This window comes from Eggerthella sp. AM16-19 (assembly GCF_003474385.1).
GTDB lineage: Bacteria > Actinomycetota > Coriobacteriia > Coriobacteriales > Eggerthellaceae > Senegalimassilia.
On record NZ_QUCY01000029.1, the window covers coordinates 5,674 to 30,657 of the forward strand.

Annotated in this window: 21 protein-coding genes; 2 read left to right on the forward strand and 19 right to left on the reverse strand. The window is 64.3% G+C overall.

From position 1 onward, the window contains the following. Nucleotides 1-208: 208 nt before the first annotated feature. Nucleotides 209-652 (reverse strand): Hsp20/alpha crystallin family protein, encoded by a 444-nt coding sequence (locus tag DW178_RS09790; protein ID WP_220240896.1) that lies wholly within the window; start codon nucleotides 650-652, stop codon nucleotides 209-211. Between DW178_RS09790 and DW178_RS09795 the strand changes: the two genes are divergently transcribed. Together DW178_RS09795 and DW178_RS09800 are read left to right on the forward strand one after the other, a co-directional pair. Next, nucleotides 642-854: a hypothetical protein gene (locus DW178_RS09795; RefSeq protein WP_118351022.1), complete on the forward strand. Its 213-nt coding sequence runs from the start codon at nucleotides 642-644 to the stop codon at nucleotides 852-854. The genes DW178_RS09790 and DW178_RS09795 overlap by 11 nt on opposite strands. A gap of 679 nt (nucleotides 855-1,533) precedes the next feature. Continuing rightward, nucleotides 1,534-2,238, forward strand: coding sequence for an NUDIX hydrolase (locus DW178_RS09800; protein ID WP_118351024.1), 705 nt, complete (start codon nucleotides 1,534-1,536; stop codon nucleotides 2,236-2,238). An 8-nt stretch (nucleotides 2,239-2,246) separates the two neighbouring features. On the opposite strand, the gene DW178_RS09805 is transcribed toward DW178_RS09800, so the two are convergent. The 18 genes from DW178_RS09805 to DW178_RS09890 all read right to left on the reverse strand — a co-directional run bounded on the left by DW178_RS09805 (nucleotide 2,247) and on the right by DW178_RS09890 (nucleotide 24,632). After that, nucleotides 2,247-3,383: a C40 family peptidase gene (locus tag DW178_RS09805; RefSeq protein ID WP_118351026.1), complete on the reverse strand. Its 1,137-nt coding sequence runs from the start codon at nucleotides 3,381-3,383 to the stop codon at nucleotides 2,247-2,249. A 469-nt stretch (nucleotides 3,384-3,852) separates the two neighbouring features. Next, nucleotides 3,853-4,152, reverse strand: a complete 300-nt coding sequence (locus DW178_RS09810; protein WP_118351028.1) for a YerC/YecD family TrpR-related protein — start codon at nucleotides 4,150-4,152, stop codon at nucleotides 3,853-3,855. 235 nt (nucleotides 4,153-4,387) lie between these two features. Beyond that, the gene (locus DW178_RS09815; protein ID WP_118351030.1) at nucleotides 4,388-5,131 is read right to left on the reverse strand and encodes a class I SAM-dependent methyltransferase; all 744 of its coding nucleotides are present in this window, start codon (nucleotides 5,129-5,131) and stop codon (nucleotides 4,388-4,390) included. Between the two features lie 287 nt (nucleotides 5,132-5,418). Next, complete coding sequence (tsaD, locus tag DW178_RS09820) at nucleotides 5,419-7,986, reverse strand: tRNA (adenosine(37)-N6)-threonylcarbamoyltransferase complex transferase subunit TsaD (protein ID WP_286168652.1); 2,568 nt, start codon at nucleotides 7,984-7,986, stop codon at nucleotides 5,419-5,421. A gap of 108 nt (nucleotides 7,987-8,094) precedes the next feature. Next, on the reverse strand, nucleotides 8,095-8,709 hold the full coding sequence (gene tsaE, locus DW178_RS09825; protein ID WP_118351058.1) for a tRNA (adenosine(37)-N6)-threonylcarbamoyltransferase complex ATPase subunit type 1 TsaE: 615 nt from the start codon (nucleotides 8,707-8,709) through the stop codon (nucleotides 8,095-8,097). Between the two features lie 102 nt (nucleotides 8,710-8,811). Further along, nucleotides 8,812-9,678, reverse strand: coding sequence for a bifunctional 5,10-methylenetetrahydrofolate dehydrogenase/5,10-methenyltetrahydrofolate cyclohydrolase (locus tag DW178_RS09830; RefSeq protein ID WP_118351034.1), 867 nt, complete (start codon nucleotides 9,676-9,678; stop codon nucleotides 8,812-8,814). A 15-nt stretch (nucleotides 9,679-9,693) separates the two neighbouring features. Continuing rightward, nucleotides 9,694-10,305 carry a cyclodeaminase/cyclohydrolase family protein gene (locus DW178_RS09835; protein WP_118351036.1) on the reverse strand — a complete coding sequence of 204 codons (612 nt, stop codon included), beginning with the start codon at nucleotides 10,303-10,305 and terminating at the stop codon, nucleotides 9,694-9,696. A 470-nt stretch (nucleotides 10,306-10,775) separates the two neighbouring features. Then, nucleotides 10,776-12,464, reverse strand: coding sequence for a formate--tetrahydrofolate ligase (locus DW178_RS09840; RefSeq protein ID WP_118351038.1), 1,689 nt, complete (start codon nucleotides 12,462-12,464; stop codon nucleotides 10,776-10,778). Between the two features lie 338 nt (nucleotides 12,465-12,802). Further along, on the reverse strand, nucleotides 12,803-14,569 hold the full coding sequence (locus tag DW178_RS09845) for a helix-turn-helix transcriptional regulator (protein ID WP_118351041.1): 1,767 nt from the start codon (nucleotides 14,567-14,569) through the stop codon (nucleotides 12,803-12,805). A gap of 201 nt (nucleotides 14,570-14,770) precedes the next feature. Next, nucleotides 14,771-15,568, reverse strand: coding sequence for a hypothetical protein (locus tag DW178_RS09850; protein WP_118351043.1), 798 nt, complete (start codon nucleotides 15,566-15,568; stop codon nucleotides 14,771-14,773). Further along, nucleotides 15,561-16,676, reverse strand: coding sequence for a 4Fe-4S binding protein (locus DW178_RS09855; protein WP_286168653.1), 1,116 nt, complete (start codon nucleotides 16,674-16,676; stop codon nucleotides 15,561-15,563). The genes DW178_RS09850 and DW178_RS09855 overlap by 8 nt, the downstream gene beginning before the upstream one ends. 5 nt (nucleotides 16,677-16,681) lie before the next feature. Next, nucleotides 16,682-17,359, reverse strand: coding sequence for a 4Fe-4S dicluster domain-containing protein (locus tag DW178_RS09860; protein ID WP_118351045.1), 678 nt, complete (start codon nucleotides 17,357-17,359; stop codon nucleotides 16,682-16,684). Further along, nucleotides 17,349-18,107, reverse strand: a complete 759-nt coding sequence (locus DW178_RS09865) for a TorD/DmsD family molecular chaperone (RefSeq protein ID WP_286168654.1) — start codon at nucleotides 18,105-18,107, stop codon at nucleotides 17,349-17,351. The genes DW178_RS09860 and DW178_RS09865 overlap by 11 nt, the downstream gene beginning before the upstream one ends. Nucleotides 18,108-18,273: 166 nt before the next feature. Further along, nucleotides 18,274-19,092 carry a DmsC/YnfH family molybdoenzyme membrane anchor subunit gene (locus DW178_RS09870; RefSeq protein WP_118351047.1) on the reverse strand — a complete coding sequence of 273 codons (819 nt, stop codon included), beginning with the start codon at nucleotides 19,090-19,092 and terminating at the stop codon, nucleotides 18,274-18,276. Between the two features lie 14 nt (nucleotides 19,093-19,106). After that, nucleotides 19,107-19,733: a 4Fe-4S dicluster domain-containing protein gene (locus tag DW178_RS09875; protein WP_118351049.1), complete on the reverse strand. Its 627-nt coding sequence runs from the start codon at nucleotides 19,731-19,733 to the stop codon at nucleotides 19,107-19,109. Between the two features lie 12 nt (nucleotides 19,734-19,745). Further along, nucleotides 19,746-22,463, reverse strand: a complete 2,718-nt coding sequence (locus DW178_RS09880) for a molybdopterin-containing oxidoreductase family protein (RefSeq protein WP_118351051.1) — start codon at nucleotides 22,461-22,463, stop codon at nucleotides 19,746-19,748. A 227-nt stretch (nucleotides 22,464-22,690) separates the two neighbouring features. After that, nucleotides 22,691-23,413 carry a hypothetical protein gene (locus DW178_RS09885; protein ID WP_118351053.1) on the reverse strand — a complete coding sequence of 241 codons (723 nt, stop codon included), beginning with the start codon at nucleotides 23,411-23,413 and terminating at the stop codon, nucleotides 22,691-22,693. Between the two features lie 409 nt (nucleotides 23,414-23,822). Then, a complete protein-coding gene (locus tag DW178_RS09890) occupies nucleotides 23,823-24,632 on the reverse strand; it encodes a type III pantothenate kinase (RefSeq protein WP_118351055.1) in 810 nt (269 codons plus the stop codon). Between the last annotated feature and the right edge of the window lie 352 nt (nucleotides 24,633-24,984).

The window sequence follows — 24,984 nt, forward strand, 5'->3', positions numbered from 1 at the left end:
CCAACGCGCACATCATGCGCCCGCACAAGCGCGCACGCCTAGTACCCCCGCGGGGTAAACTTTGCGTTTACGCAGGTGAGAACGGGGTAAAGGAACGCGGAAAGCCCCGCCGCGGACATGCCGCGACGGGGCTTTCGTAAGGAGGTGAGAGTTGAGAAAAGGTTCGAGGGACCAGGAAGAGCCGATCCGAAATCGCTGCTCGACCCGGCTAGTCGATCGAGATGGAGCGCGAGGTTTCGGGCTCGGGCTTGGCGACCTTCTTCGGCACGTCGATCTGCAGGGTGCCGTTATCGAACTTGGCCTTGATGTCGCCTTCCTCGATGTCGTCGCCGACGTAGAAGGTACGGCTGCACTTGCCGCTGAAGCGCTCCTGACGCACGTAGGTGCCCTTCTTGTCCTCGGTCTCCTGCTTGGTTTCGGCCGTGACGGTCAGGTAGCCATCCTTCAGCTCGGCCTGCACACCTTCCTTGTCGAAGCCCGGCAGGTCGATGGTCAACTCGAAACCGGTCTCGGTTTCGCGGATGTCGGTGCGCATCAGGTTCGGCGTGGTCTTCACGCTCGGCGCCGCCATGGTGCCGAAAAAGTTGTCAAACGGGTCGGTCATAAGATCGTTAAGGAAGCGATTAGAGCGAGGTACCAACATGGACATCATCGTCATCTCCGTTTCTTGGGGCGAAGCGCGCTGCCCGGCACCGGCCGATCCCCGGTCGGGCACCTTGCCCGATTCGCTTGCCAGGCGGGCAATTGCGCCGCATCGCGCAACGGCCGTCAAGCTTGCGAACGGGCCGGCAGGTTGTTCCGCCGCCGTTTCGGTTGCTTTCGTTGCGGCCCCGTTCAGGGGACCGTTCCTTTGAACAGTTATCGTTATAGACTCTGCGTTAGCACTCTGCAAGTGAGAGTGCTAACGCGTTACCTTCACGTCATTTTCGCGTCACGATGCGGGAACTTGAGGGGCCGAGGGAAGCCGCAAACCGCGCCGCGAGCCCCAAGGCCCGCAGCGAGCGAGGCACGGGGTCGGCGAGCCGCCCGCAAGCGTCGCGCGGGCGCGAACCCAGCGGTCCGCTGCCCAACTTCACGCGGCGTTCATGCTTCTTTAAGGCTTCTTTCAGGCGGCGCGCCTACTATATGAACCGTTCCTTATCCCTTTCCTTTACGGATCGCGCCCTCTCATCCGCGATCCGGCTAGGCGGAGTCTCCCACTCCCGCTTGGCGCGCGGGGCGCGGGGTTCCCGCCCACGTCCCACCGATTCCCAAGACGCCGTCTTCCCATCGGCGCCGCTTTGCCGCCCCGTCTCCCATCCCGGAACGGCAAAGCCCATCGCGGGGTCTCCCTCCCCGCATCGCAGAGGACCGCCGCGGCTTCCCACCGCGGCGGTCCAGCGTTTAAGCGGGGAAACTGCCAGGCGCAAATCGGCTCGCCGCGATCGAACCCGCCGCTCGCTGCGGCAGCGCTCCCCACTCCGCCGCAAGCGCGCCGCGCGAGGTCGTGGCGCTTGCGCTACCATGTCGTTAATCGACAGGAAGGAACCCGCCATGCGCGAAACCCCGCAGCTGAAGCATATCGAGCAAGTGTCCGACGGCTGGATCAAGAAGTACATTCTCACGTACGTGCTGCCCGACGGCAGCGACTACATATATGAAGCGGCCTCGCGCAAGGGCCTGGAGGCGTACCGCGCCGAGCTGGCGCGCCTTGAGGCGCGCAGCAACACGGCCATCGCGGCGATCGACGAGGGCGCGGACGATTTCGGCGCTGCAGCCGTTGCCGCGGCCGAACAGGCCGCCGGCACCAGCGGCAAGCGCACAGCCGACGCCGTGTCCATCGTGCCCATCACGCGCGACGGCAACCTGGTGCTCATCCGCGAGTTCCGCTATCCGCTGAACAGCTGGGTGGTCGGCCTGCCCGCGGGCCTGGTGGAGCCCGGCGAAGACCTCGCCGTGGCCGTGGACCGTGAGCTGCGCGAGGAAACGGGTTACGGTCTGCGCACCGACATCCCGGAAGGCGCGGTGGAGCTGTTGCCGCAGGCCGGGCATTCGTCCACCGGCATGAGCGACGAAAGCGTGCAAACGGTGTTCGCCCAGGTGGAGAAGGACGAAGCGGCCCATCCCGAGCATGGCGAGCTTATCGAGGTGTTCACGCTGCCGCTTCGCGAGGTGCCGCGATTCCTCAAGCAGAACCCGTTGCCGCTGGGCACCCGTCTGCAGCTGGTGCTGGAGATCTTCGCGAGAAACGCGAAGTAGCCCGCGCTTCACGCGAAGCGCAGCGCGTGGGTGAAGCCCGCCCAGGACAGCGGATCGGTGTCGCGCACGAAGGCGCCGAAGGTGGGGGCGTGCACGTAATGCGTGCCGCCCTCGTTGCAGGCGATCGCCACATGGCCGTTGTACCCGTCGCCGTAGCTGATCCACAGCACATCGCCGGGCTGGGCGTCCTCCACGGGCAGCTGCGCCGCCGCCGCATAGTACAGCGACTCCGTTTGATGCGGCAGCGAGATCCCCGCCTGCAGATACGCCCAGCGCACCAACCCTGAGCAGTCGAACGTCTCGGGGCCCTCGGCGCCCCACACATACGGGCAGCCGATACGCGAGAGCGCATAATCCACCACCGAGCCGTTAGCCGGGATGGGCACCGATGGGATGTTGTACGCATAAGCGTGCCTGACCTGCGCCGACGATGCCTGCGCCGCCTCGGCGCGATCACGGTCCTGCATGGATTCCAAGGCCGCCCTAGCCTCTTCATCAAGCTGCTGGAGAATTGCCTGCATAGCGGCCACCTTCTCTTGCGCCTCGTTCTTGACGCGTTCCGCCTCCTCGGCCGCCTCCTTCGCCACCTGTTCCTGCAGCTCAAGCTGCTCCTTGTCAGCGGCTACCTGGTCGCGCAGGGCCTTGGCCTCCTCGATCATGCGCTCGTCGTTCTCGTTGAGCGCATCGTACATGTCCAGGCCCGTGGCGAATTCCTTGAACGACGCCGAGCCCATGAGCAAGTCGATGACGGTGAACTTGCCAGCCTTGTACATGCCCACGGCGCGTTTGGCCAGGCGATCCTGCAGCGTGTCGATCTGCGTGGATGCCTCGTCGATGCGGCGCTGGGCGTCGTCGACGGCGTTCACCGCGGCCTCGTGCTCGTCAAGCGCCTGGTAGTAAGCCTGCGCCGCCTCTGCCAGCTCGTTTTGCAGCGACGCCACGCGCTGATACACGGCATCGGCTTGCGCCAGCTTCTCCTCGGCATCGGGCTCGTCGGGCTTCTTCTCCTTGCCGTCGGGATCCTTTTGTTTATCGTCCTCATCATCACCCCAGGCGGGAACGGCGCCGAGCACTGTGGATGCGCCGAACAGCGCAGCTGCCGAGACGAACAGGCGGCGATCGATTTGCGGACGGGGACGAGCCATGTGACACCTCTGAAACGCCCTTGCGGGCACGTTGGTTGCATTTTCCATCGGAATTGTAATACATGGTGAACTTTCCAAACGCAACACCACAGCTTCTTCATGCTGGCTTATTCTTACTCAAGGATAATATCGCGCGAGAGCATCCCCATGCAAGCTTCGCATCAGCTGCGTTTCATGCATCCGAACGGCGCCTTCGCCCGATGTCAGGGGATGCGCAAACGCCGAAACGAAAAGCCCGCCGCCCTCGAAGGAGGATGGCGGGCTTCGGCACAGCCGTATCGACGGATTTCTGAACTGGCGCGCTGCAAGGGGATTTGATGACGAGCGCGCTACAGGAGATCGGACAGAGGGTGCGCCGCAGGGGTAAAACCGGCAGGCGCGCCGCAAGGAGCTCGACAGCGGACGCCGATTACGCCCCAGCCGCGTGGGGCACGCCGGAAAGCCTCGGCCCCGCCCTACCGCTCGGGACTTACTTCCCTTTGCGGGCGTCGTCCAGGATGTTGAGCGCCATGGTGTAGCCGCCGGTGCCGTAGCTCAGGCATTTCGACACGCGGGCGATAGTGGTTGCCGACGCCCCCGTGGCCTTCTCGATGGAAGCGTATGAATTGCCGGCGTCGAGCTGGCGCGCAACGGCAAGGCGCTGCGAGGTTTCGCGAATCTCGCGGATGGTGAACAGATCTTCAAGCAGCAGGAAGATGTCGTTCTTGTCCTGGATTTTTGAGAAAACGGTCAGCAAATCCTCCACCTCGGGGGTTCTCAGCTCGCTCATTCGGCATCGCCTTTCCGATTCACCGGGTTCTTTGCCTTCATTGTACTCCATCATGGTGGAGTGCTTGAGAACTCCGCAAACGGCACCGCGCCGGAAGGCGGGCTTTCAAATGCTGCGGGTTGCAATCATCCCAGAATGTTCCAAATCGCCTGGGATTGCCCAGGATTACTCCCGACTGCTCGGAATCGTTTGGGATTGCCCGGAATCGCTTCCAGCTGCTCGGGATCGTCGAACGCTATTCGGGCCTTTTTGCCACGTGAACTGCGGCGATGCCGCCGGTGTAGTTCTTCCAGGTGACGTCTGTGAATCCGGCATCCTCCATCATGCGGGCCAGGCCCTGCTGGTTGGGAAATGCCTTGATGGACTTCGACAGGTACACGAAGCCGTCGCGGTCGCCCGTAATCAGGCCGCCCCAGAACGGGATGAGGTGTTTCAGGTAGAAGTTGTACAACGCGCGCCAAACGGCATTGGGCGGGGTGCTGAACTCAAGGCACACCAGGCTGCCGCCGGGCTTGAGCACGCGATACATCTCCGACAGCGCGCGCGGGCGGTCGGGCATGTTGCGGATGCCGTAGGCCATGGTGATGGCGTCGTAGCTGGCATCGGCGTACGGGATTTCCTGCGCGTCCACCACCTCGAAATCAACCGGCACGCCGTCGGCAGCGCCATCGGCGTAGTGTGCGCGAGCCACGTCGAGCATCTCGTTGACCAGGTCGGTGCACTGGATATGGCGCGGATGCTTGGCGCACGCCACGGTGAAGCTGACGTCGCCCGTTCCGCCCGCAATGTCCAGAACGTCATCGTTTGCGCTGATGGGAGCCTGTTTCATCATACCCGCCAGCCACATCTTGTAAGCGCCGAAGCTGGAGATGGCGTTGAAGCGCTCGTACTTCTTCGCGATGGTGGAGAAGATGTCCTTCACGCGTTCGGACGAGATCTCGGCCGGCGCTTCCTTGCCGGTGGCGGTATCGATGGCCATGCGGTGCTGCTCCTTGCGTATCGTGCGCGCCCGGCGAACCCGGGCGAGTTCATCAAGCTGGCCCTGAGCGGGCCGTTCGTTAGACATTCCAGTATAGCCGTTCGCGCAGCCGCGCCGCGCGTTCGGCATGAAGCGAACACGCAAGCTGCGGTTGCCGCGAAGCGACGGCCGAGGGCCGGCGAGGGGGTGCAGCCTCGCAACCCGCGCAAGGCGCAAGCGGCAAAGTTACGCCCATCAGGCAAAACGCCGACGAGAGCCGTGTTCGCAAAGCCTCAGGGCACGAGCTGCTAGTACTCCTGCTCTAGGTCCGCGTGCGCCTGCGCATCGGTTTCAAGGCCGTAGAACTTCCCTTGGCGGAAGCGGTCGAGCGCCACCAGGGCGATCATGCCGGCATTGTCGCCGCAAGCGGAAAGCGGAGGCATGGCCAGGCGCACATGCATCTTCTTGCACAGTTTCTCGTACGCCGCGCGCAACACGGGGTTCGCGGCCACGCCGCCGCCCAGGCAGAACGTGGGGGCACCCGTTTCGCGCAGCGCCATCTCGGCCTTCTTCACCTGCACGTCCACCACGGCGGCCTCGAAGCTGGCGCAGATGTCCGGCACGTTGAGTTCACGGCCCGCGGCGCGCTCGTTGTTGATGTAGGTGACCACGGCGGTCTTCAGGCCCGAAAGGCTGAATCGCATGTCGCCCGAGTGCATCATGGCGCGGGGAAACTCGATGGCCTTCGGATTGCCCTTGGCGCCCTGCGCCGACACCACGGGGCCGCCCGGGTAACCCAGGCCGAGCGCCTTGGCAACCTTGTCGAACGCCTCGCCCACCGCGTCGTCGATGGTGGCGCCCAGCACGCGGTAATCGCCCCAGCCACGCATATGCACGAGCATGGTGTTTCCGCCGCTGACCAGGGAAACCACCGCTGGAGGGGCGAAATCGGGCGCGCCGATCTTATTTGCGTACATATGACCCTCAAGGTGGTTCACGCCAACCAGAGGCTTGTCGGCGGCCCAGGCCGCGCCCTTGGCGAACGCCACGCCCACCACTAGCGCGCCCACCAGACCCGGCGCGTACGTGACACCTACGCCGTCAAGGTCTGCCCAAGTCAGACGCTCCATACCCAAGCGCTGCGCCGCAACGTCCAGACATTCGTCGCACACGCCGCAAATGGCCTCGATGTGTTTACGGCTGGCGATCTCGGGGACCACGCCGCCGAAGCGGGAATGGAAGTCGATCTGGCTTGCCACCACGTCGGAGAGCAGGTTGCCCTTGCCGTCGACGATGGCCGCGGCCGTCTCGTCGCAGGAGCTTTCGATGGCCAGGATGAGCGGGCGCTCGAGTTGCGCGGCGGGCTGGGCTGCCTTCTGCGCATCATGCGCCTCGTCCACGCGCAGCGTCATGCCGGCGACGTCGACCGAGGATTCCTGAATGCCGGCATCCTCGGTGACGGCGCGCAGCGCCTTCGCGTCGGCGGCGCCGCCGACGGCCGAGGAGCCGATGACGCCCTGCAGCGGGCCCTCCATGATGACGGCGTCTTCACGGTCGGAATAGTAGTGCGGGCGCTTGCCGATGGAATGCATGCCGAGCGATTCGTAGAACGCCTGCGCGCCGACGTTGGAAGCACGCACCTCGAGCGAGCAGGTGGTGGCGCCCAGGTCGCGGGCGTCGGAAGCCACGCGCGAGATGAGCTGACGCGCGATGCCGCGGCGGCGCCACGCCGGATCGGTGCCGATCTTGAGGATCTGCACCTGCCCGTCGATCACCATGCCGCCGGCATAGCCGACCAGCACGTTCCCGCGTGCGGAAGAGGCGCCATCGGAACCGGCATCGGTCCCTTCCCCGCTTGCATAGGCCGCCCACCAGGTGCGGTCGGCGCGCGGAAGCTCATCGGCCACCAGCGCGGCGTTCCAGGCATCCGAGCCCATGACCTGGGATTCCATAGCGGCAACATCCTCGGCGTGCGCGGCGTCGAGCGGCTTGTACGTGATGCCGTGCTCGTCGGGGCGCGCGTTGAGCACCGCCGTATCGTGCATGGTGGCGCGCTGATCGCGGCGAGGCGCAGCGTCCTGCACGCCCGTGGCAAGGTTTTTCGGGTCGTTCTTCGCCAGACGGATGCGCTCGTTCTCCTCGGCATCGGACAGGCGCGTGTACACCGGCAGCAAGAACGCCGGGTTGTGACGCTGCGCGTCCAGCGGGTCGGCCGCGCCCGTGCGCCATGCGTCCTGCAGCGCCAGCAGAAGCCCGCGACCCGTGGGCGCCCACAGCTCCTCGGGCAGCAGCGTGCCAGCGGGGGTGAACAGCTCCGCGTACTTCGCAAGCCCATCGCCCGTCAGCTGCAACGCGTCCGCCGCAGCGTCGGAAGATGCTTTATCGACCAATTCTTGGGCTGCCACCTGCGCTTTCACCACGCGGTCGGCCTCAAGGCGATGCACGCCCGCTTCATCGAGCGCGTAACGGACCGGGTAAACCTCCTTGCGCATGGCGTCGGCGACCACGGCCAGCCGACCGCGCACGCCCGAGGCCCACGCATGCCAGGCCACCACATCGAGCGACGACACGCCCACCAGCGCGGCGCCAAGCGCCTGCGCGGCGCCCTTGGCAGTGGCCATGGCGATGCGCACGCCCGTGAACGATCCCGGTCCGCGGCCGACGCACACGCACGCCAGCTGACCGCGTTCCACACCAGCCTCGCGTAGCAGGGCGTCCATCCGCACGAGCAGCTGCGTGTTCGACGCGCGGTGCGCCGCCACCTCCACCGCAGCCACCGGCTCCACCGCGCATGCCGCGGCGTTCAAACGGCCCAGCCCAATGGAGATCACCTCGTTCGCCGTATCGAACGCCAACGCATATGCGGTTTCAGGCACAGTGCTCCCCTTGCTTTCGAATATGGTTCCTATATGGCCGGTTTTGCTGCGAGGCGCCGCTTGCCGCGCGGCGCCCATCCGGGCCGCATCGGGCGCGACAGCGGGCGTTTAAAGCGTTTCCGCAGGCGAATCGGCGGGTTTGGCCTCCGCGACCTTGACCGGGGGGATGGAGCCCGTGTTCATGGGGGCGCCCCCTGGCACGATGAAGCCGCCGGCGCTGGCCGTGGTCTTCGACAGACGCGCCTTCGAGTCGTTGGCCCACACGGTGAGCAGCTGGCGGGCGCGGTTTCCCAACGCGTGCGCAAGCACGCGGCGGCCGCCGTCCTCGGTCACCAGGATGCGGATCTCCAGGTAGCCGTACGGCAGCGCGCCGGGGAACTTCTCGCCCCACTCGATGAACGACACGCCATCGGCGTCGATGGTGTCGTAATAGCCCGTGTCCTCCAGCTCGTCCTGCTCGTCCAGGCGATACAGGTCGAAGTGGTACAGCGGAATGCGCCCCTGGTGGTACTCCAGCAGGATGTTGAACGTGGGGCTGGTGACCTGGGCGGAAATGCCCAGGCCCGCGGCCACGCCTTGCACAAATTGGGTTTTGCCGGCGCCCAAATCGCCCGAAAGCACCACCACGTCGCCCGGATGCAGGTACGGAGCCAGCGTTTCGGCCAGCTGCTTCGTCGCCTCCGTGGACGCGGTTTTACGTGCGTATGTCAGTCCGTTAGCCATAATGCAGCACATCATACGCCAATGCGCGGCAACATGCACCCCGCCCACGAAAACGGCGGATAAGCAGGGGAAAACGGCTTCCGGGAACGGGCGGGCGTTGCGCTAGCCTTTCAGGCTTTCCTTCAGCTGGGCCTCGGCGGCGGCCACGGTGTGCTGCATGGTCATGCTGGTGGTCACGGTGCCCACGCCGCCGGGCACCGGGGTGATGGCGTCCACGATGGGCTCCACCTCGTCGAAGTCCACGTCGCCGCACAGCTTGCCGTGAACATCGAAGTTAATGCCCACATCGAGCACCGTCTGGCCCGGACGGAAGTACTCGCGGCCGTACGCGCGGGCGCGGCCCGTGGCGCAGATGACGATATCGGCCGAGCGGCTGATCTCCTGCAGGTTCTCGGTACGGCTATGGCAGATGGTGACGCTGGCGTTGCGGCGCAGCAGCATCATGGAGACGGGCTTGCCCACTACCAGGCTGCGGCCGATGACCACCACGTGCTTGCCGGCGATGGGCACCTTGTAGTGCTCTAAAATGGCGACGCACGCCGCCGCGGTGCAAGGGGGGAAGCCGTCCGGCGCGTCGGTGAACACCGCCGCAAGCGATGCCAGCGAGATGCCGTCGACGTCCTTCGCCGCGGTCAGCGTGTTGCACATGGCCTTCTCGTCCATGAACGTGGGCAGCGGCCGGAACATCAGGCAGCCGTGCACTGTCTTGTCGTAGCTGATGGACTGCAGCGTGGCTTTAAGCGCCGCCTCGGGGGCGAACTCGTCCAGCACGTACGGCTTCGTGTTGATGCCCAGGCCAGCGGCGCGTTTCACCGCTGTTCGCTCATAGGACAGGTCGTCGGGGCGCTGCCCCAGGCGCACCAGCGCCAGCGTAGGCACAACGCCCTGCTCGCCCAGCGCCGTGATGCGCGCACGCATGTCCTCCGCCATGCTGTCGACAACGGGTTTTCCTTTTAGCAACGTTGCCATACGTCCACGTCTTCCTTACGAAATAGCGTCTTTCACGAACGCGAACACCTCGTCGCAGCGCTCACGCGTCTTCGCGACCAGGCGATCCGCCTCCTTGCGATAGCCCTCGGCCCGCGCATCGTCGGCCATAGAGGCCACGTTGATGTACACGTTCAAGCTGGCGCCGTCCACCGCCGCCCGCGCGAACGCCGCAGCCACGCCCGCATCGCTGCGCGCCATGCGGCTGCCGTTGTACGCCAGAAACTCGGTGTGGTCCACCACGGCCGCGGCCGTGCGTATGATGTCAAGCGGCACCTCGCACGCGTCCACCAGCGCAGCTTGGATGGCCGCCTCTTTCGCAGCCTGCTGCTCGGGCGTGTCCTTCGGCATACGATAGGCCGCCGCCAGCGGGCCGAACGCCTGCGCATCCTCGCCCACCAGCTCAAGCAGGCGGCGACGCAGCGCCGCAAGCTTCTCAAGGCGCATGTACACTTCGGGCTCTACCTGCGCAAACGACTTCTTTCCAACCGTCAAGTTGCCCACCATGGAGGCAAGCGCGGAAGCCAGCGCCCCGCAATACGCGGAAGCCCCGCCACCGCCCGGCGTAGGAGCCGCCGAAGCAAGTTCTTCAACGAACGAAGTGTCCATGCATTCCCTTTCGATATCCCCATCGTAGTGTCCCGCGAGTGCCCGAGGGCCGTTTTCGGTCGAGCTTTCGCTCGACCCTACAGACGGCTTCCGGAAACGTCTCCGCAAGCCGCACGCGAATGGTTTCCGGAAATGTCTCCGCAAGTCATACGCGAGTGGCTTCCGGAAACAATCCCGCAGGTCAACCTCTTTCTTCCGCCAAAGCAGTCTGAAAGATCGACATAAGGCCCGGCAACCACCGCAAGCATGTTAACCAGCTGAGCGGCTCGGGGGTGCCCACAAAGCGAGTTCCGCAGCGACTGAAACAGTCCAGTGGACTGTTTCACCAAGCGAGGACTGTCTGAGCGACTGGGCACCCCCGAGCCGCTCAGCGTCGTTTCGGCCATGCCCGTGAAGCCGAATGCGAAGGCGGGGTGCCACAGGCGGCCGCAGCGGCGAGCGGTCCGCCGGCCGGCAGGCCGGCGGAACCTTTAGAACAAACCCGTGATTATGCCGGTTTCGTCTACGTCGATCTTGAAGGCTGCGGGGCTCTTGCCCAGGCCCGGCATGGTCATGATGTTGCCGGTGAGCGCCACCACGAAGCCGGCGCCGGCGCTGACCTTGACGTCGCGCACGGTGATGCGGAAGCCGCGCGGTGCGCCCAGCTTCGTCTGATCGTCGCTGAAGCTGTACTGGGTCTTTGCCATGCACACGGGCATGCCGCCGAAGCCGAGCTTCTCCAGCTTCGCCAGCTCCTTGGCCGCCTTGGCCTCGAAGTCGACGCCGTCGGCGCGGTAGACGTTCTTCGCGACGGCCTCGATCTTCTCGCGCAGGCTCAGGTCATCGCCGTAGGAGAACTGGAACGTGTCGGCGCTGCGGCCGGCCTCGTCGCCGTTCTCGCACAGGCGCACGACCTCGTCGGCCAGCGCCAGGCCGCCCTCGCCGCCCTTGGCCCACACCTCGGACAGGGCCACGTTCACGCCCAGCTCGCGGCACTTGTCCTCGACGAGCTTCAGCTCGGCCTCGGTGTCGGTGGGGAAGCGGTTGATGGCCACCACGCACGGCAGGTTGTACACGTTCGTGATGTTCTCCACATGCTGCAGCAGGTTGGGCAGGCCCGCCTCAAGCGCCTCAAGGTTTTCCTCGCCCAGCTGGTCTTTCGCAACGCCGCCGTGGTTCTTCAGCGCGCGCACGGTGGCCACAACCACCACGGCGTCGGGCTTGAGCCCCGTCAGGCGGCACTTGATGTCCAGGAACTTCTCGGCGCCCAGGTCGGCACCGAAACCAGCCTCGGTGATGGCGTAGTCGCCCAGCGCCAACGCCATGCGCGTGGCCATGATGGAGTTGCAGCCGTGCGCGATGTTGGCGAACGGGCCGCCGTGCACGAACGCCGGCGTGCCCTCAAGCGTTTGCACCAGGTTCGGCTTCAGCGCGTCTTTCAGCAGCGCGGCCATGGCGCCCTCGGCGTGCAGGTCGTGCGCGGTGACGGGCTGGTCGTCGTAGGTGTAGCCCACCACGATGCGGCCGAGGCGTTCCTTCAGGTCGGTGATGGAAGTGGCCAGGCAGAAGATGGCCATAACCTCGCTGGCCACGGTGATGTCGAAGCCGTCCTCGCGCGGCACGCCGTTGGCCTTGCCGCCCAGGCCGCACACGATGTTGCGCAGCTGGCGGTCGTTCATGTCCACAACGCGCTTCCACGTGATCTTGCGCACGTCGATGTTCAGCTGGTTGCCGTTGTGGATGTGCGCGTCAAGCAGCGCCGCCAGCAAGTTGTTGGCCGCACCGATGGCGTGGAAGTCGCCCGTGAAGTGCAAGTTGATGTCTTCCATGGGGATGACCTGGGCATATCCGCCGCCCGCAGCGCCGCCTTTGATGCCGAACACGGGGCCCAGGCTGGGCTCGCGCAGCGCCACCACGGGGTTTTTGCCTTGACGGTTCAGCGCGTCGGCCAGGCCCACCGTGGTGGTGGTCTTGCCCTCGCCGGCCGGCGTGGGGTTGATGGCCGTCACGAGCACCAGCTTGCCCGGCGTGTGCTGCTCATCGCGCAGCAGGTTGTAGTCCACCTTAGCCTTCGTGGTTCCGTACTGCTCCAGGTACTGCTCGGGCACGCCCACCTTCTCAGCGATGGCGCTGATGGGTTGCGGGGTTGCAGCCTGGGCGATTTCGATATCGGTCAACACGTCGGGCCCTCTCTCTCGTCTGGTTGAGGCACCTCGGCGCCACGCGCGCGGGGTGCGTTGGTCGTGAGGGACATTCTAGCCGGAATGTGGCGCGGCGCGGCGCACGCCGGCGCCAGGAAACATAGATTTCAAGGCAGCGGCAATATTGGGGTCTGAAAGGACACAGTTAAGGAAGAACGGTGAAGAAAGTACCCGTGGGCGAACAAGGATTTCCGCGAAAAAGCCCGCGGCAACGGAAGCAAAAACCGCAGCGAAGCCACGCGAAACCAAAACATCACCCGATTCCGCGCTCTATCGGCCGGGCCCGCCACCGCAAGCCCGATAAAGCCTGCCAGGCATCAGCTATTTCGCGCCTCGCGGACCAAGGAAAACAGTTCCTTGCGCGTATGCACGCCCGTTTTGGTGTACACGTGGCGCACGTGCGACTTGGCAGTGTTGAACGACACGCACAGTTCCTGCGAGATTTGATCGATGGTGCGTCCGCGGGTCAGCAGCACAAGCACCTCCGCCTCGCGGTCAGACAGCCCGAAGCGCTCGGAAACCGCACCACAGCTCTCGCGCAGCGCATCGAACGCCGCCAAGGACGCAGCGGCCACGCCAACGGAAGAGGGAGAGGCGGCGCATGCAAGCTGTTCCTCGCTGCAGGACTGCGAAGCGGTGCCGCAACCCTCTGCCGCTGCGGCAACTTGCGCAGCATCGGCGCCGCCGGAAGCACCCGCCTCAGCCGCGACCCGCACGTCCGCATCCGCAAGCGCCTGACTCGCCGCAACATCGCCCGACGCCCCGAGCGGGCAGCCCTGCGATCCCGCCACCCCACAGCCAGAAGCCGCGCACGACGCGGGCACAACCGGCTCCTCGGCGCAACGGACGCGCGGCTGACGCGACCCGGGGACGTCGCCGACACGCAGAGGGCCCACATCGGTTTGAGCAAGCATCTGGTCGATGGCGCCTTCCTTGAGCACTACCATCGACACCACCACCAGCACAAATACCATAACCACGGCGAACGCCATAAGCGAGTCGGCATTCTCGGCCATGCTTGGCGCAGCAAGCGTGCAGCCAAGCCAACCGACGGTCGTGCCGACGGCCGAGGCGCCGCGGCCGAAGCCGAACACCATGACCGGAGCCAAATCGGTACGGTTCGCCACATGAGCAAGCAAGCACCACACGAACAGGATGAACAGATTGTAAGCCGCACCGATGATCATGCGCTGCACCGGGTCGTAACCGCCCACAAGCGGTACCACGATGATGCCAAAGCAGCCAAGCACGATGATGGGATAGTACAGTTTGCTCAAGTCGAACCCGCGGTCGATGGCGCCGCCAACGGCCAGCAGCAGCAGCGCTACCACGGACACGGCGAACACCATAAGCGCATGTCCATGGCTCGACGACACCGCGCCAGCTAAGTCGATGTTCGCCCCCATGCCATTGTAGAACCCGGCAATGGCGGAAAACGTTGCAATGGCAATCACAAGCTTCATGAAGAATCGCGCAGGCAGCGATTCGGCGGGAACGACCTCACGGCCGGGGCGGCCCTTGCGCGAGGGGTCGAATGTGACGGTGCACAGCGCCGCCATAAGCGGCAACCCTACACACAGCACAAGCCTCAGCTCATGGGGCAGCCCGATGACCACGAAGTAGAGCCCACCGGCAACAACGAAGGCCGCAGCGGCGTTGGTCATCGCCTTGCGCGCAGCCATAACCGAGTACATCATGCCGAAGCGCAACGACACGAATGCGGTGCCGACGCCCGACAGCACGCAGCCCGTCCAAAACAGCGGATTGCCCGCATCCTGGTCGGTCAGCCCGACCATGCCCGTGGCAAGCGAAGCGATAAGCGCAGCTATCGCCACGAACTTGACGCTGGCCACCAGCTTCGCCGCGCGTTTGTGCAGCAACGCCGCGGCCAGCAGCGTAAGGGCCAAAGCGGTGGTGGATAGCAAGTACATGACGGTCTGAGACGACATGCCGTTAATCCCAGCAGGATAGCTGAACAGCACGTCGCTGCTATAACACAGGAAAATCCAAGCGTAATAGCAGCCAAACCCCAAATATTTGAACGCAGGCCATTCGGCCTCGATATTCTCAAGCCATTGCCTCAAGCGGCACCCCTCCTCATCGCCAGCGCAAACCGCGAAGCCTCCCCAGAGACGCCCGGACGCGCACGCGAGCCCCTATTCGCCTTCGATTATACCAGCGCGCGGCTCATACGCCGGACGCAAGCGAGCGCACAGCCCATCCGCGTGCGCAGATGCGGGGTTCGCGCCTTCCCCAAGGCCCGAACCCCGCCTTCCACCCGTACTCTACTCGGTCGCAGCAATGGCGCCGAAGTTCTCCAAGCGAATGCCGTAGACGTAGTCGTCGTCGCTCCAGTTCGGGTACAGCCCCTCATCGGTCGGCGTCACCGACAGCGTGTCGACGCTCTGGCCATACCAACGGTTGCCGTCCTTGGAAGCGTCCGACGCCGCGGCGAAATGCCAGCCCATCGTGCCGAAGTTGTCAACGTCGAACGCGGTGGCGCCGTAGGCTTTTTGGACGTCGGCGTAGGAATCGCCCACTTTCACACCGGCAGCCGTCTGGAACGCCACGCCCGAGTTACCGTCGACGGTGATGCCGACAACCTGGCAATTTTCCCACGATGTATCGGCGCTTCCCGTGTTGACCAGATGCAGGCCGACCGTCTTGCCGTCGGCGCCGCTCAAGACAAACCCGTTGGCCGCCGAAGCACTCCAGTACCGCTGAGCCGCCACCGTCAGATCCGATTTCGGTGCCCAACCGGCATCAGCGAATTCCGATGCCGCGCAAGGCAAGGTGAAAGTCTTGCCCTCAAGCGTGAACGTGTAGATGCCCGAAATCTCACCGGCCGATGGCGTTTGCGCGTCGTAGGCGCCGTTGTCGACCCATGCGTACTCCGGCGCTTTGTACGCGCCAACCGTAGTGCCCGACGCGCTGGTGGAGTCAGAGGCGCTAAGCTGCTGCCCCTGCTCGTCGGCTGCACACCCGACCAGGCAAAACGCTAACGATCCCGCGGCCAGCGCCGCTACCGTGGCGCGAACCAGGGTGCCGCGCCCGGCGGCGCGATCCGCGTGCTTGCTATTCATGAGCTTCTCCTTTGCTCTCGATATTGCTTCCCGCCACCTCAGCGACGGTGCATTTACCCGCGTCGGCTTGCACAACCGGCGCGGCTTCGGTTTCGCTTGCATATGATTCACCGGCAACGGCCACAACGGACCGCTCGCCGCTTTTCGGAAAGAAGGGGAACGTAATAGCCTGAACAGGGCAAACGTGTTTGCATTCACCGCACTTGACGCACTCGCTCAGGCGCGTGGTCGGCGCCCCGGCGTGCAGATCGATGCCCTCGGGACACGCCTCGGCGCACTTGCCGCACGCGATGCCCCTGGAACCCTGCAGGCATGCGTCCTCGTTGAGCGTGGCCCGAAACGTCCTGTTCCCGCGAGCAATAAGCCCCATCAGCGCGCCAAGCGGGCACAGCGTATGGCACCAGCGTCGCAGCACCACCGCTTCGATGATGAGGATGGCCGGGAACACAACCAGGGAAAGAGACGCTTCGCCGAACTGGATGGCCCGCCACAGGCAAATGATGGTGGCGAACGTCAAGCCCACAGGGCAGACCAGGCAAAACACCGGGAACCCGAAGGCCGCCGTTGTCAGCACCGCGCCGCCAAGCACCCACATGCGCGAATCGCCTGCGCCGCCACGTTCGGCATCGGGCGCATCATCGGGAACCGACCGACTGCGTGCAAGACCCTTGCGCGCCGGCTCTTCGGCAACGGCGCCGCCGTTGGCAGACACGCCAGCCGCCTTGCCCGCCTGCGCCTTTGCCGCCGCGCGCTCGCGACGCTCGTGCGGCGTCTTCAGGCCGAACAACGCCCGCAGCAGCACCATCGGGCAGCCCCACGAGCAGAATGCACGGCCGACCAACAGCACCACCGCCACGGCGATGATCAACCCGATAACGCCAGCAGGCACGATGGTACGCGAGGCGATGGCGGCCTCCACCGCGCCAAGCGGGCAGATTGCCGCAACGCTTGAGATGCCCAGCATGGAAGACGTGCCCGTACCGGTGTGGAACGCCAGCCCAACGCAAGCCAGCGCAACAAGGCACAGCGCGCACAGGCGGCGCTTCGTGCGCGGCAACATGCCGCCTGCGCCCTTACCGCTCGACTCCGAGCGCCCTTGCTTCGCCATGCCCATCACCTTCCTTCCCCGTCGACCAACGTAGAACCGATTGCCTCGTAGGCCGAAACGCTTTCCACCACGATTCCGCGGCGCGTCCCGCCCGAGAACGTGCCGTACACCAGCGCGGTACACGCGCACTCGCAGGCACCGCAGCCATTGCACAGCTGGGCATCGATGACCGGCCGACGATCGCCGTCGAAGGTCAGCGCACCGAACGCGCACGAATCCTTGCAGTTCTCGCAGCCCAGCGTGTATGCCAGGCAACGGTCGCGCTGCACAACGGCAACGCCGATTTTGTCGCAAGCGGGGTCGAAGGCGCCTAGCGCGCCGGTCGCGCACACCTCCTGGCATTTCCCGCAGAAATCGCAGTAGCCGCGATGAAAGTTCAGCTTGGGCGTGCGCGCCTGCAAAAAGCCATCGTCCACCGTGGCCACCGACACGCACCCGGTCGGGCACACGCTTCGGCAGCGGTCGCACTTCAGACACGCCGCATGCAGCAGCGCCTCATCCTGACCACCCGGCGGACGCAGCAAATCGCCCTGACCGGCGAAGGCCTTGCCAGCCCCACCTACGGCAGCGCAGGCGGCGGTGGCGGCGCACAGCCCGATAAACGCGCGACGCGTTACGCGCCCCCGCCCGCCTTCGCTGAAAGACGCGCTGTCGTCTGCAGAATGCGCAGGCTCACGCCGCATCGCCGTCGGCCTCCTCTCGATCGTCCATCCATGCGCTGCGCACCTCGCATTCGGGCCCCGCGATGCCGAGCGCATCGGCAATCCCGTCAAGCACTTCGCGTTCGATGGCCAGATAGCCGCGCACAAGGTTCGCCACGCCGCGGTAAAAATCGGTCTGGGCGTACTGATCTATGGCGTCGCAAAACTCGGGCAGCCAGTTCTCCTGGTGAAACTGCAGGAAGCTGCGCTGCTTGGACACAAGCTCGCGCAAACGTTCGATGTCGCCGTTTTTAGCGGCATCGCTTGCGCGCTCGACAAGCGTTGTCGCGAACTGCAGCTCAAAGCCCAGATGGTCTTCCGGCGTGGTGTTGTCAGCCGGCAGGTCCACGCCCTCAGAGCGGTAGTAGGCCAGCGCCCCATCGCGAGCGTCTTGCATAAGCAGGCGCTGCTTGCTTGTGAACACCGACTCATAGGGCGGGGCCAGCACGTGGTCGTAGGTGCCCGCGCCCAAGAACGTATGGGCATAATCAACCGCCAAGGTCTGCGCAGTGGCACGGTTGCGGTGACGCAGGTACTCCACCATCTGCGCATAGCCCTGCGCCACCTTCGACCCGTCGCGTTCAAACTCCAGATGAGCAAGCCGCTCGATCTGATCGTCTTTCAGCTCGTACAGAAACAAGCTGGCCAGAAAGCGGTCGAAAGCAGCGCGGGCCTCGTTGGCCGCGACGATTTCCTCCATCAGCGTCTTGTCCATGACGTTCTCGCTCATTGCGATGCTCCGTTCCTCTACTTCGCCGCCAAAGCTCGAATGCCCGACGGCGCGCGGCCTGCCGCCGCTTCCCCCTTTTGCGACATGCCGAGCCCTGCGCACAGAGCCGCGACAACTTGCCGCAGGGTCGTGCCCGCTTGTGCAGCAGGCGCGACCGCAACCATTGCTAAATCGCCTCGCCGAACAGCGCCATAAGCGCCACCGAGGCCGTCCACATCAAAACGCGGTACGACACGGACCCCACGAACCCGCCGATCATAGCGGTGACGCCAGCGGAAAACGCCAGCTTCGGCGAACGCGCAACCAAGATGCCGCACACGCCCGGGACCACGCTGCCCACGGCAACCACGGCAATCCAGAACAGCACCGTCTGGTCATTGAAGGCCGCGCCCGAGGCAAACCCGTAAGCCGCCCCGAGCACCAGCGACGCCGCGCCGGCAACGGCCAGCTCAACGCCGGCTACCTTGTGCGCTTCGTCGGATTCCTTGAAGTAGTAGCCCACCAGCATCCAGATTGCGGCGCCAGCCGGAATGGCGGTGCCCAGGTACCCAAGCGGCAGCGTGATGGTGTTCCACGCCAGCTGCGATGCCATCATGTAGGATGAACCGCAGGAATAGGTGAAGATGGGCCCCATTGCGATGGCAAGCACAGCGACCGCCTTGCGCGCGCCGGCGGAAACCTCGCGCTTGACCAGCAGGAAGAACACAACCGCCAGCACGGCGTCTATGCCAATAAGCAGCGCTTCAACGAAAATGCCCGGTGCCGGGTGCTGCAAAACCCACAGCACGTGGTCGACATGGGACAAGTGCGTCACCGACGCCACGCCGCCGACGGCCAACAACACGGCGGCCAAAACGCAGCCGACCATAAGACCCTTATCATTGCGCGCCCTGCCGAGGAACTCGTTGAGGCCGATGAAGGCGAACAGCCATGCACCCGCGCCCGAGATGGCCGTGAACAGAACGAGCGACCATTGGATTTCCATTGCTTCCTTCCCTTCTATGCTTCGGGATACGCAGCAGTCTGCGGAGCCGTGCGGGGCTTCACGCGTTGCTGCCATTCGCCGATCGATGTGCTGAGAATGTAGTGCGTGCACGGGCCGTTGCCCTGGTCTTCGAGCGTGTGGATGGCCGAGTCATCGTACTTGGCCAGCTCCTTAGACACGTCGGAGTTCGGGTCGTCAAGATCGCCATAGAAGCGCGCGCCCGCAGAGCAGCTCTTCACGCAGGCCGGCAGCTTCCCGGCGCTGGTCAGCTGGCCGCACAGCGTGCACTTCTCAACGCACTTCTCGGTCTTGTTCCAGCTGCGCACGCCGTAAGGGCACGCCATCATGCAGTACTTGCAGCCGATGCACTTCTCCTTGTCCACCAGCACGATGTTCGTGTTGGGGTCGCGGTAGCTCGCGCCGGTCGGGCACACGTGCACGCAGGGTGCCTCCTTGCACTGCTGGCACATGGTGGGCAGCGCATAACGGGTCATGTTGGGATATTCGCCGACGGGTCCAACGGTCAGCACCTTGCTCCAGCGCTGGCCAAGGGCCACGTTGTTCTCCATCTTGCACGCGATTTCGCAGCCGAAGCAGCCCGTGCAGCGATCGAGGTTGACGACGATGCAGTTATGGGACATGGTCATAGCTCCTTATTTCGCAGGCGCGCCGTAATCGAACACGTCGTCGGTGGGGTCGGAATACTCGGGCAGCCACGGCTCGAATTGCTCGGGCTCGGTCCACACCTCGTTGAGGATGGCATCGTTGCTGGGGCTTACCTTCACCTGGAAGCCGCGCAGCGTATAGGTGCCGTACTCGGGGTTGTACGGCGGGTCGTTCTTGGTCAGCACGTTGATGTTCATGACCTTGTAAGCCTGGTCGGGGTGGTCGGAGTCGAGCAGTTCAGGTGCCCAGAAACGCTCCTGGTACACCACGCCCTTCGCGATGGCGGTGGTAACGCGGGCGCGGCCGTGGGTTTTGCCGCGGCGCGATTCGATGTCGACCCACTCACCGTCGGAGATGCCGTACTTCGCGGCGTCGTCGGGGTGGATCCACATCTCGGGCACGGGGTAGATTTCGCGCAGCCACGGAACGTTGCGCAGGGTACCGTGGTGGTACATCGGCAAGCGGCCCTCGGTCAAAACCAACGGATATTCCGTATCGGTCAGCGGACTTTCCGCCGGCTCCTCGTAGTAGGCCAAAGGCTCGTAATCCTTCGACGCCGGTTCAAGCGTCAGATGCGCCGTCTCGTCGCACTGCGCCCATGGGTAGCCCGTGCGGCCAAGGATGATGTTGGACTCGCAGTACACCTCAAGCTTCTTCGACGGCGTGCCGAAGCCCTTGGGCTTGCCCGTACCGTCATCATTGAGGTAGGTGTAGTACGTGCGGTACTCCTCGGGCTCGGCCCACTTGATGACGCCTTCCTCGCACGCCTCGTCCCACGTCATGTCCAGCTTGTTCAGATGCTGAATTTGCTTCTCGTATTCGTTCTTGTAGAACGGCGTGGTATGGCAAGCGTCCTTGTCGAACGCCTTCGGGCAGTGCTTGTTGCCCAGCTCCGCGCACTTCTGCACGATCTGGGTCCAGATGATGCCTTCCTCGACGCCCTCGAACAGATGGGTGACGGCCTGACGCATGACGATGGTGTTGAGCTGCGGGATGGGCAGGTTCGTCTCAAGCCATTCGGTGCAGGGCAACAGGTAGTCGGCGCACATGACGGAAAACGCCGTGGGATACATGAAGATGTGCACCACCGTGTCCAGGTGCGGGACAACCTCGTCCAGACAGCTTGAGTTGCCAAGCACCACGTGCTTGTTGCCCGAACGCTCGATCCACATGTGAATCTGATAGGGGTCGCCGTACTGCATAGCGCGCAGCACGCTGGGGATGTGCGCCATGTCCCAGCAGATGAGGCCTTTGTGCTCCAAGTAGCCGCAGCGCTTGCGGACCTTCGCCTCGGTAAGCAGACGCGGGGTGTTGCCCAACTGGTCCTTGCACGGGGCGCTTGCGAACTTTTGCAGCATCGCACCGGGCTTCTCGACGTTGCCCATAAGGAACTCAAGGTTCAGCGCGCCCAAGGCCGACTGCTGAGACTGCGGGTACTGGTCGATGGCAACGCCCTGCATAATAGCGGACTGGCCATCGGGATCGGTGTAGATTTCCAGAGCCTTCTCGATCTGGGCGGCGTCAAGCCAGCAAATCTCTGCCGCCTTCTCAAGCGTCCACTCCTCGCAGCTTTCCTTGAGAAGCTGCCCGCCGGACTTGCACTCCAGCCCGTTGACAACGTGCGTGCCGAACAGCTCGGGGTCGACATCGGTATTCATCGGGAAATCCGTGACCACAACAGGCTGGTTGGTGTTGGCGTCCCACACGACGTAATCCTTGTCGGTGCCTTCAAGCCCCGCTTCGGTCGCCTTAAGTGTCAGGCGCGTTTCGGGGTTGATAAGGTACGGCATGTTCGTCCAGGTCTTGCAGAACTGCTCGTCGTACTTTTTCTTGTCGATGATCCAACGCGTCCAGGCCAGAAGCAGCGCCACGTCGGTGCCGGGGCGGATGGGCAGCCACACCTCGGCCTTGCTTGCATCAAGCGTGTAGCGCGGGTCGATGACCACAGTGCGTAGGCCCTGCGGACGGGCACGCAGCTCGGCTAGGCAGCGACCGCCGGTGGCCACCGAGGAGTTAGACGGGTCGGTGCCCCACAGCACGATGGTAGTGACCTTGCAGTCATCGAAATAGAAGTCCCAGCCGTTGGAGTCCGAGAAGCTCAGGTTGTTCGGTTTGCCAGCGCCGTAGGCCAAGATAGATGCCGCCATACGCGGCAGATAACATTGCGAGCAGCCCGGCTCCCACACGTTGGGTGTATTGATGGCCTCGCCGAAGCGCTTGACATTGGAGAAGTGGGGATTGCCGCCGCCGCCCGTCGAAACGCTGATGGCCTCGCTGCCGTACTTGTCCGACACGCGGTTGATTTCAGTGCAAATCTCGGTCAGGGCGTCGTCCCAGCTCATGCGCTCCCAGTTGTTCGTGCCGCGTTCGCCAACGCGCTTCATGGGGTACTTGTTGCGCATGGGGTTGTACAGCGCCTGGATGCCGGACAGGCCCTTGGCGCACACGCCGCCCTGGCTCATGGGGCTTTCAGGGTTGCCCTCGATCTTAACGACGCGGCCGTCGCGCACGTGCGCCAAAACCGCGCACGATGCGATGCAGGCGCGGCAGGAAGTCTTGTAGATCTTCTCCTCCCCCGCTTGCTCGGCATAAGCGGAATCGGCCTTGGTGAAGCAGCCTGTGGCTTGAATGCCCAGGCCAGCTGCAGCGCCCAAAGCCCCTGCCGCCTTGACGAAGCTGCGACGTGTCATCGTTTGGTTCGTCATGTGATGCTCTCCTCCTCGTTTTTCTTGCTTTTCTCGTTTTCTTCACTCGGCGGCCCGTCCGCACGGATTTTCGCCGCAGCGGCCCTGGGCATTACCGGGAGAATGCCTTGAACAGATGTTTTGCGGCGCCTGCTACTTGCGACGGCGCTTTCAATGGATGTCGCCGGAATTCCGGCTGAAGGGCCCCTCGGGCAAGAGGGGGGGGGGGAGGGGTGCCCGAGGGGTTATCAGACTTCGGCCATGGCTTGGCCGTGGGTGGTTATGGTCCAAAGGCCGTCGGCCCAGCGAATGCCGTCGACGGTTTCCAGGTTCGAGACGAAATGCCCGGCATAGACGGTTTTCGGGGTGCGCATGGCGGGGATTCCCGCCAACGCCTGCTCAATGTCGTCCATGGAGATGCCCTGCTCGCACAGCGAGAGGACCTTGCGATAAATGGCGCGGTAGCTGGATGGCTCGCCAGCAAGCATGCGGCCATAGCGCTTCACGGGATCGAAGTCCGCAAGCGCCTCGCGGCCGGCCTCGGTGATGACGAGCAAGTAGTCCACCGGCTGATCGACCAGAGCGGGCTGCGCATCGCCAGCAGAAGCGTCAACGCCTGCGGCAGCGGATTCTGCAGGTTGCGGCTCTTCGACGGGAATCTGCTCGAGCGCGCCGGCCTTAACGAGCAACAGCGACAACGCATGCGCGTTCTGGTGGCTCAACTGCATCACGGGCAGGTCGTAGACGTCGTCTTCGATATCGCGATACGGACGCGCCTCGTTGCATGCGCGAAGAATCTCAAGCATGGGCAACGTGTTCGCATGGTTAGCGGTCAACGCACGCTCAACGCGCAAGCGTGCCGCCGCCGGGTCTTCGGTTTTGGCCGCAGCCACGGCTGCGCCATCTTCCGGCCTCGGTTCAGATGCGTTCTGAGCCGCCGCACTTACTTCGATGTCGTCAACGTTGTTCATGCTCGGTTCCCCCTTCTATCTTGCGCCCCGTCCCTCTTGCAGGGCACGACCGAAATTCTAGGAGCAGCACCGCAACGCGGGAAACGCCCGTTCTCGGGTGAAATATCGGCGTGGCCATCGCCCGTTTTTTGGCGATTCGCAAAGCGCCCAGGCGAAGCGAAAGGTGTCATCGCAATTGGTGACGTCTTAGTGATTCGCTAGCGTTTTGCCTGATGAAATGCTTGGTGATGCCTTCTTATGCCCGCGTTTCCCACCTGTCGAACAACAGCCTTCCGCGCACTTTCGCAAGCAACGACTTCGGCACTTGGCGCATCGCCCCTTTCGCACGCCCGCGCAAGCCGCGCTTCCGAAAACCCGCCCAGACGCAAAAACGGCCCGGTTTCCCGGGCCGTTTGAGGCTTCGCGTTCGCTATTCGTTCGGACGGCCGTACGGGCCCGTTTCATCGTGCGCGATGTAGTTGTCGTACACCAGGCGAAGGCCCTCAAGCGTAAGGTCCTGGTTCACCTCGTTGATGGTGCGCGACAGCGGCGACACGCGCGGGGCAAGCCCGCCGGTGCCAATGACGGCCGTTTTGTAGCCCAGCTGGTCGAAAATGCGGTTGACCAGGCCATCCACGCGATCGGCCTCGCCGTAGACGATGCCCACCTGCATGGCCTGCTGCGTGTTGCGGCCAATGGACACGTGCGGGTTCACCAGTTCGATGGCGCCCAGCTTCGTTGCGTGGCTGAACAGGGCCGACGAGCTGGTTTCCACACCCGGGGCAATCACGCCGCCCACGAAGCTGCCCGTGCGGTCGATGACTTCCATATTAGTAGCGGTGCCGAAGTCCACCACGATGACCGGCGCGCCGTACAGACTGCGCGCGGCCACGGCATCGGCCACGCGGTCGGCACCGATCTCGCGCGGATTCGGATAGCCCGACGCGTCGAACAGGTCGCCCGCCGTTTCGGCCGAGCACACCACGGCGCGATGCCCCAGCATCTGCTTAGCCGCCGTGCACCACGCATCGGTCAGCGCCGGCACTACCGATGCCAGGCACATGCCGCCGATGTCCTGGAACGAAAGGCCCTCGGAATTCAGCAGCGGAATCAGCTTCACGCGCAGCTCGTCGCACGTGTGGTGCTTGTTCGTGGCCACGCGCCAGCGATGGCTCAGCTTCTTCCCCTCGTACACGCCCACCACGGTTTGCGTGTTGCCAACGTCGATTGCCAAAAGCATTCTTTCGCCCACTCTCTCACGTACTGCCCAGAACGCCGCAGCTTGCAGGCATTGCCCGCGCTGCATGCGGCGCCCATCTCCCTCAAGCCGGCGCACGCCGGCCCCTTCGGGCTTTTTCGCGCGCACAAGTATAGCAGTACCGCCACCCCTATCAGCCCCGATGTTGGCAAGTAACGTGTTTTTGACGGGAAGCGAACACGGGCAGCAATGCGAGTATAGTTGTGTCGCAAGAATGGTACGGAAACGCGGGGCACGCCCCCTGCGCCGCCGGGAAGCGCCGCGGCAACACGTGCGGCGCGCGATATGAAAGAGACCAGCTATGAGTAGTCAAGACCCGTAAGACAAGTTTTCT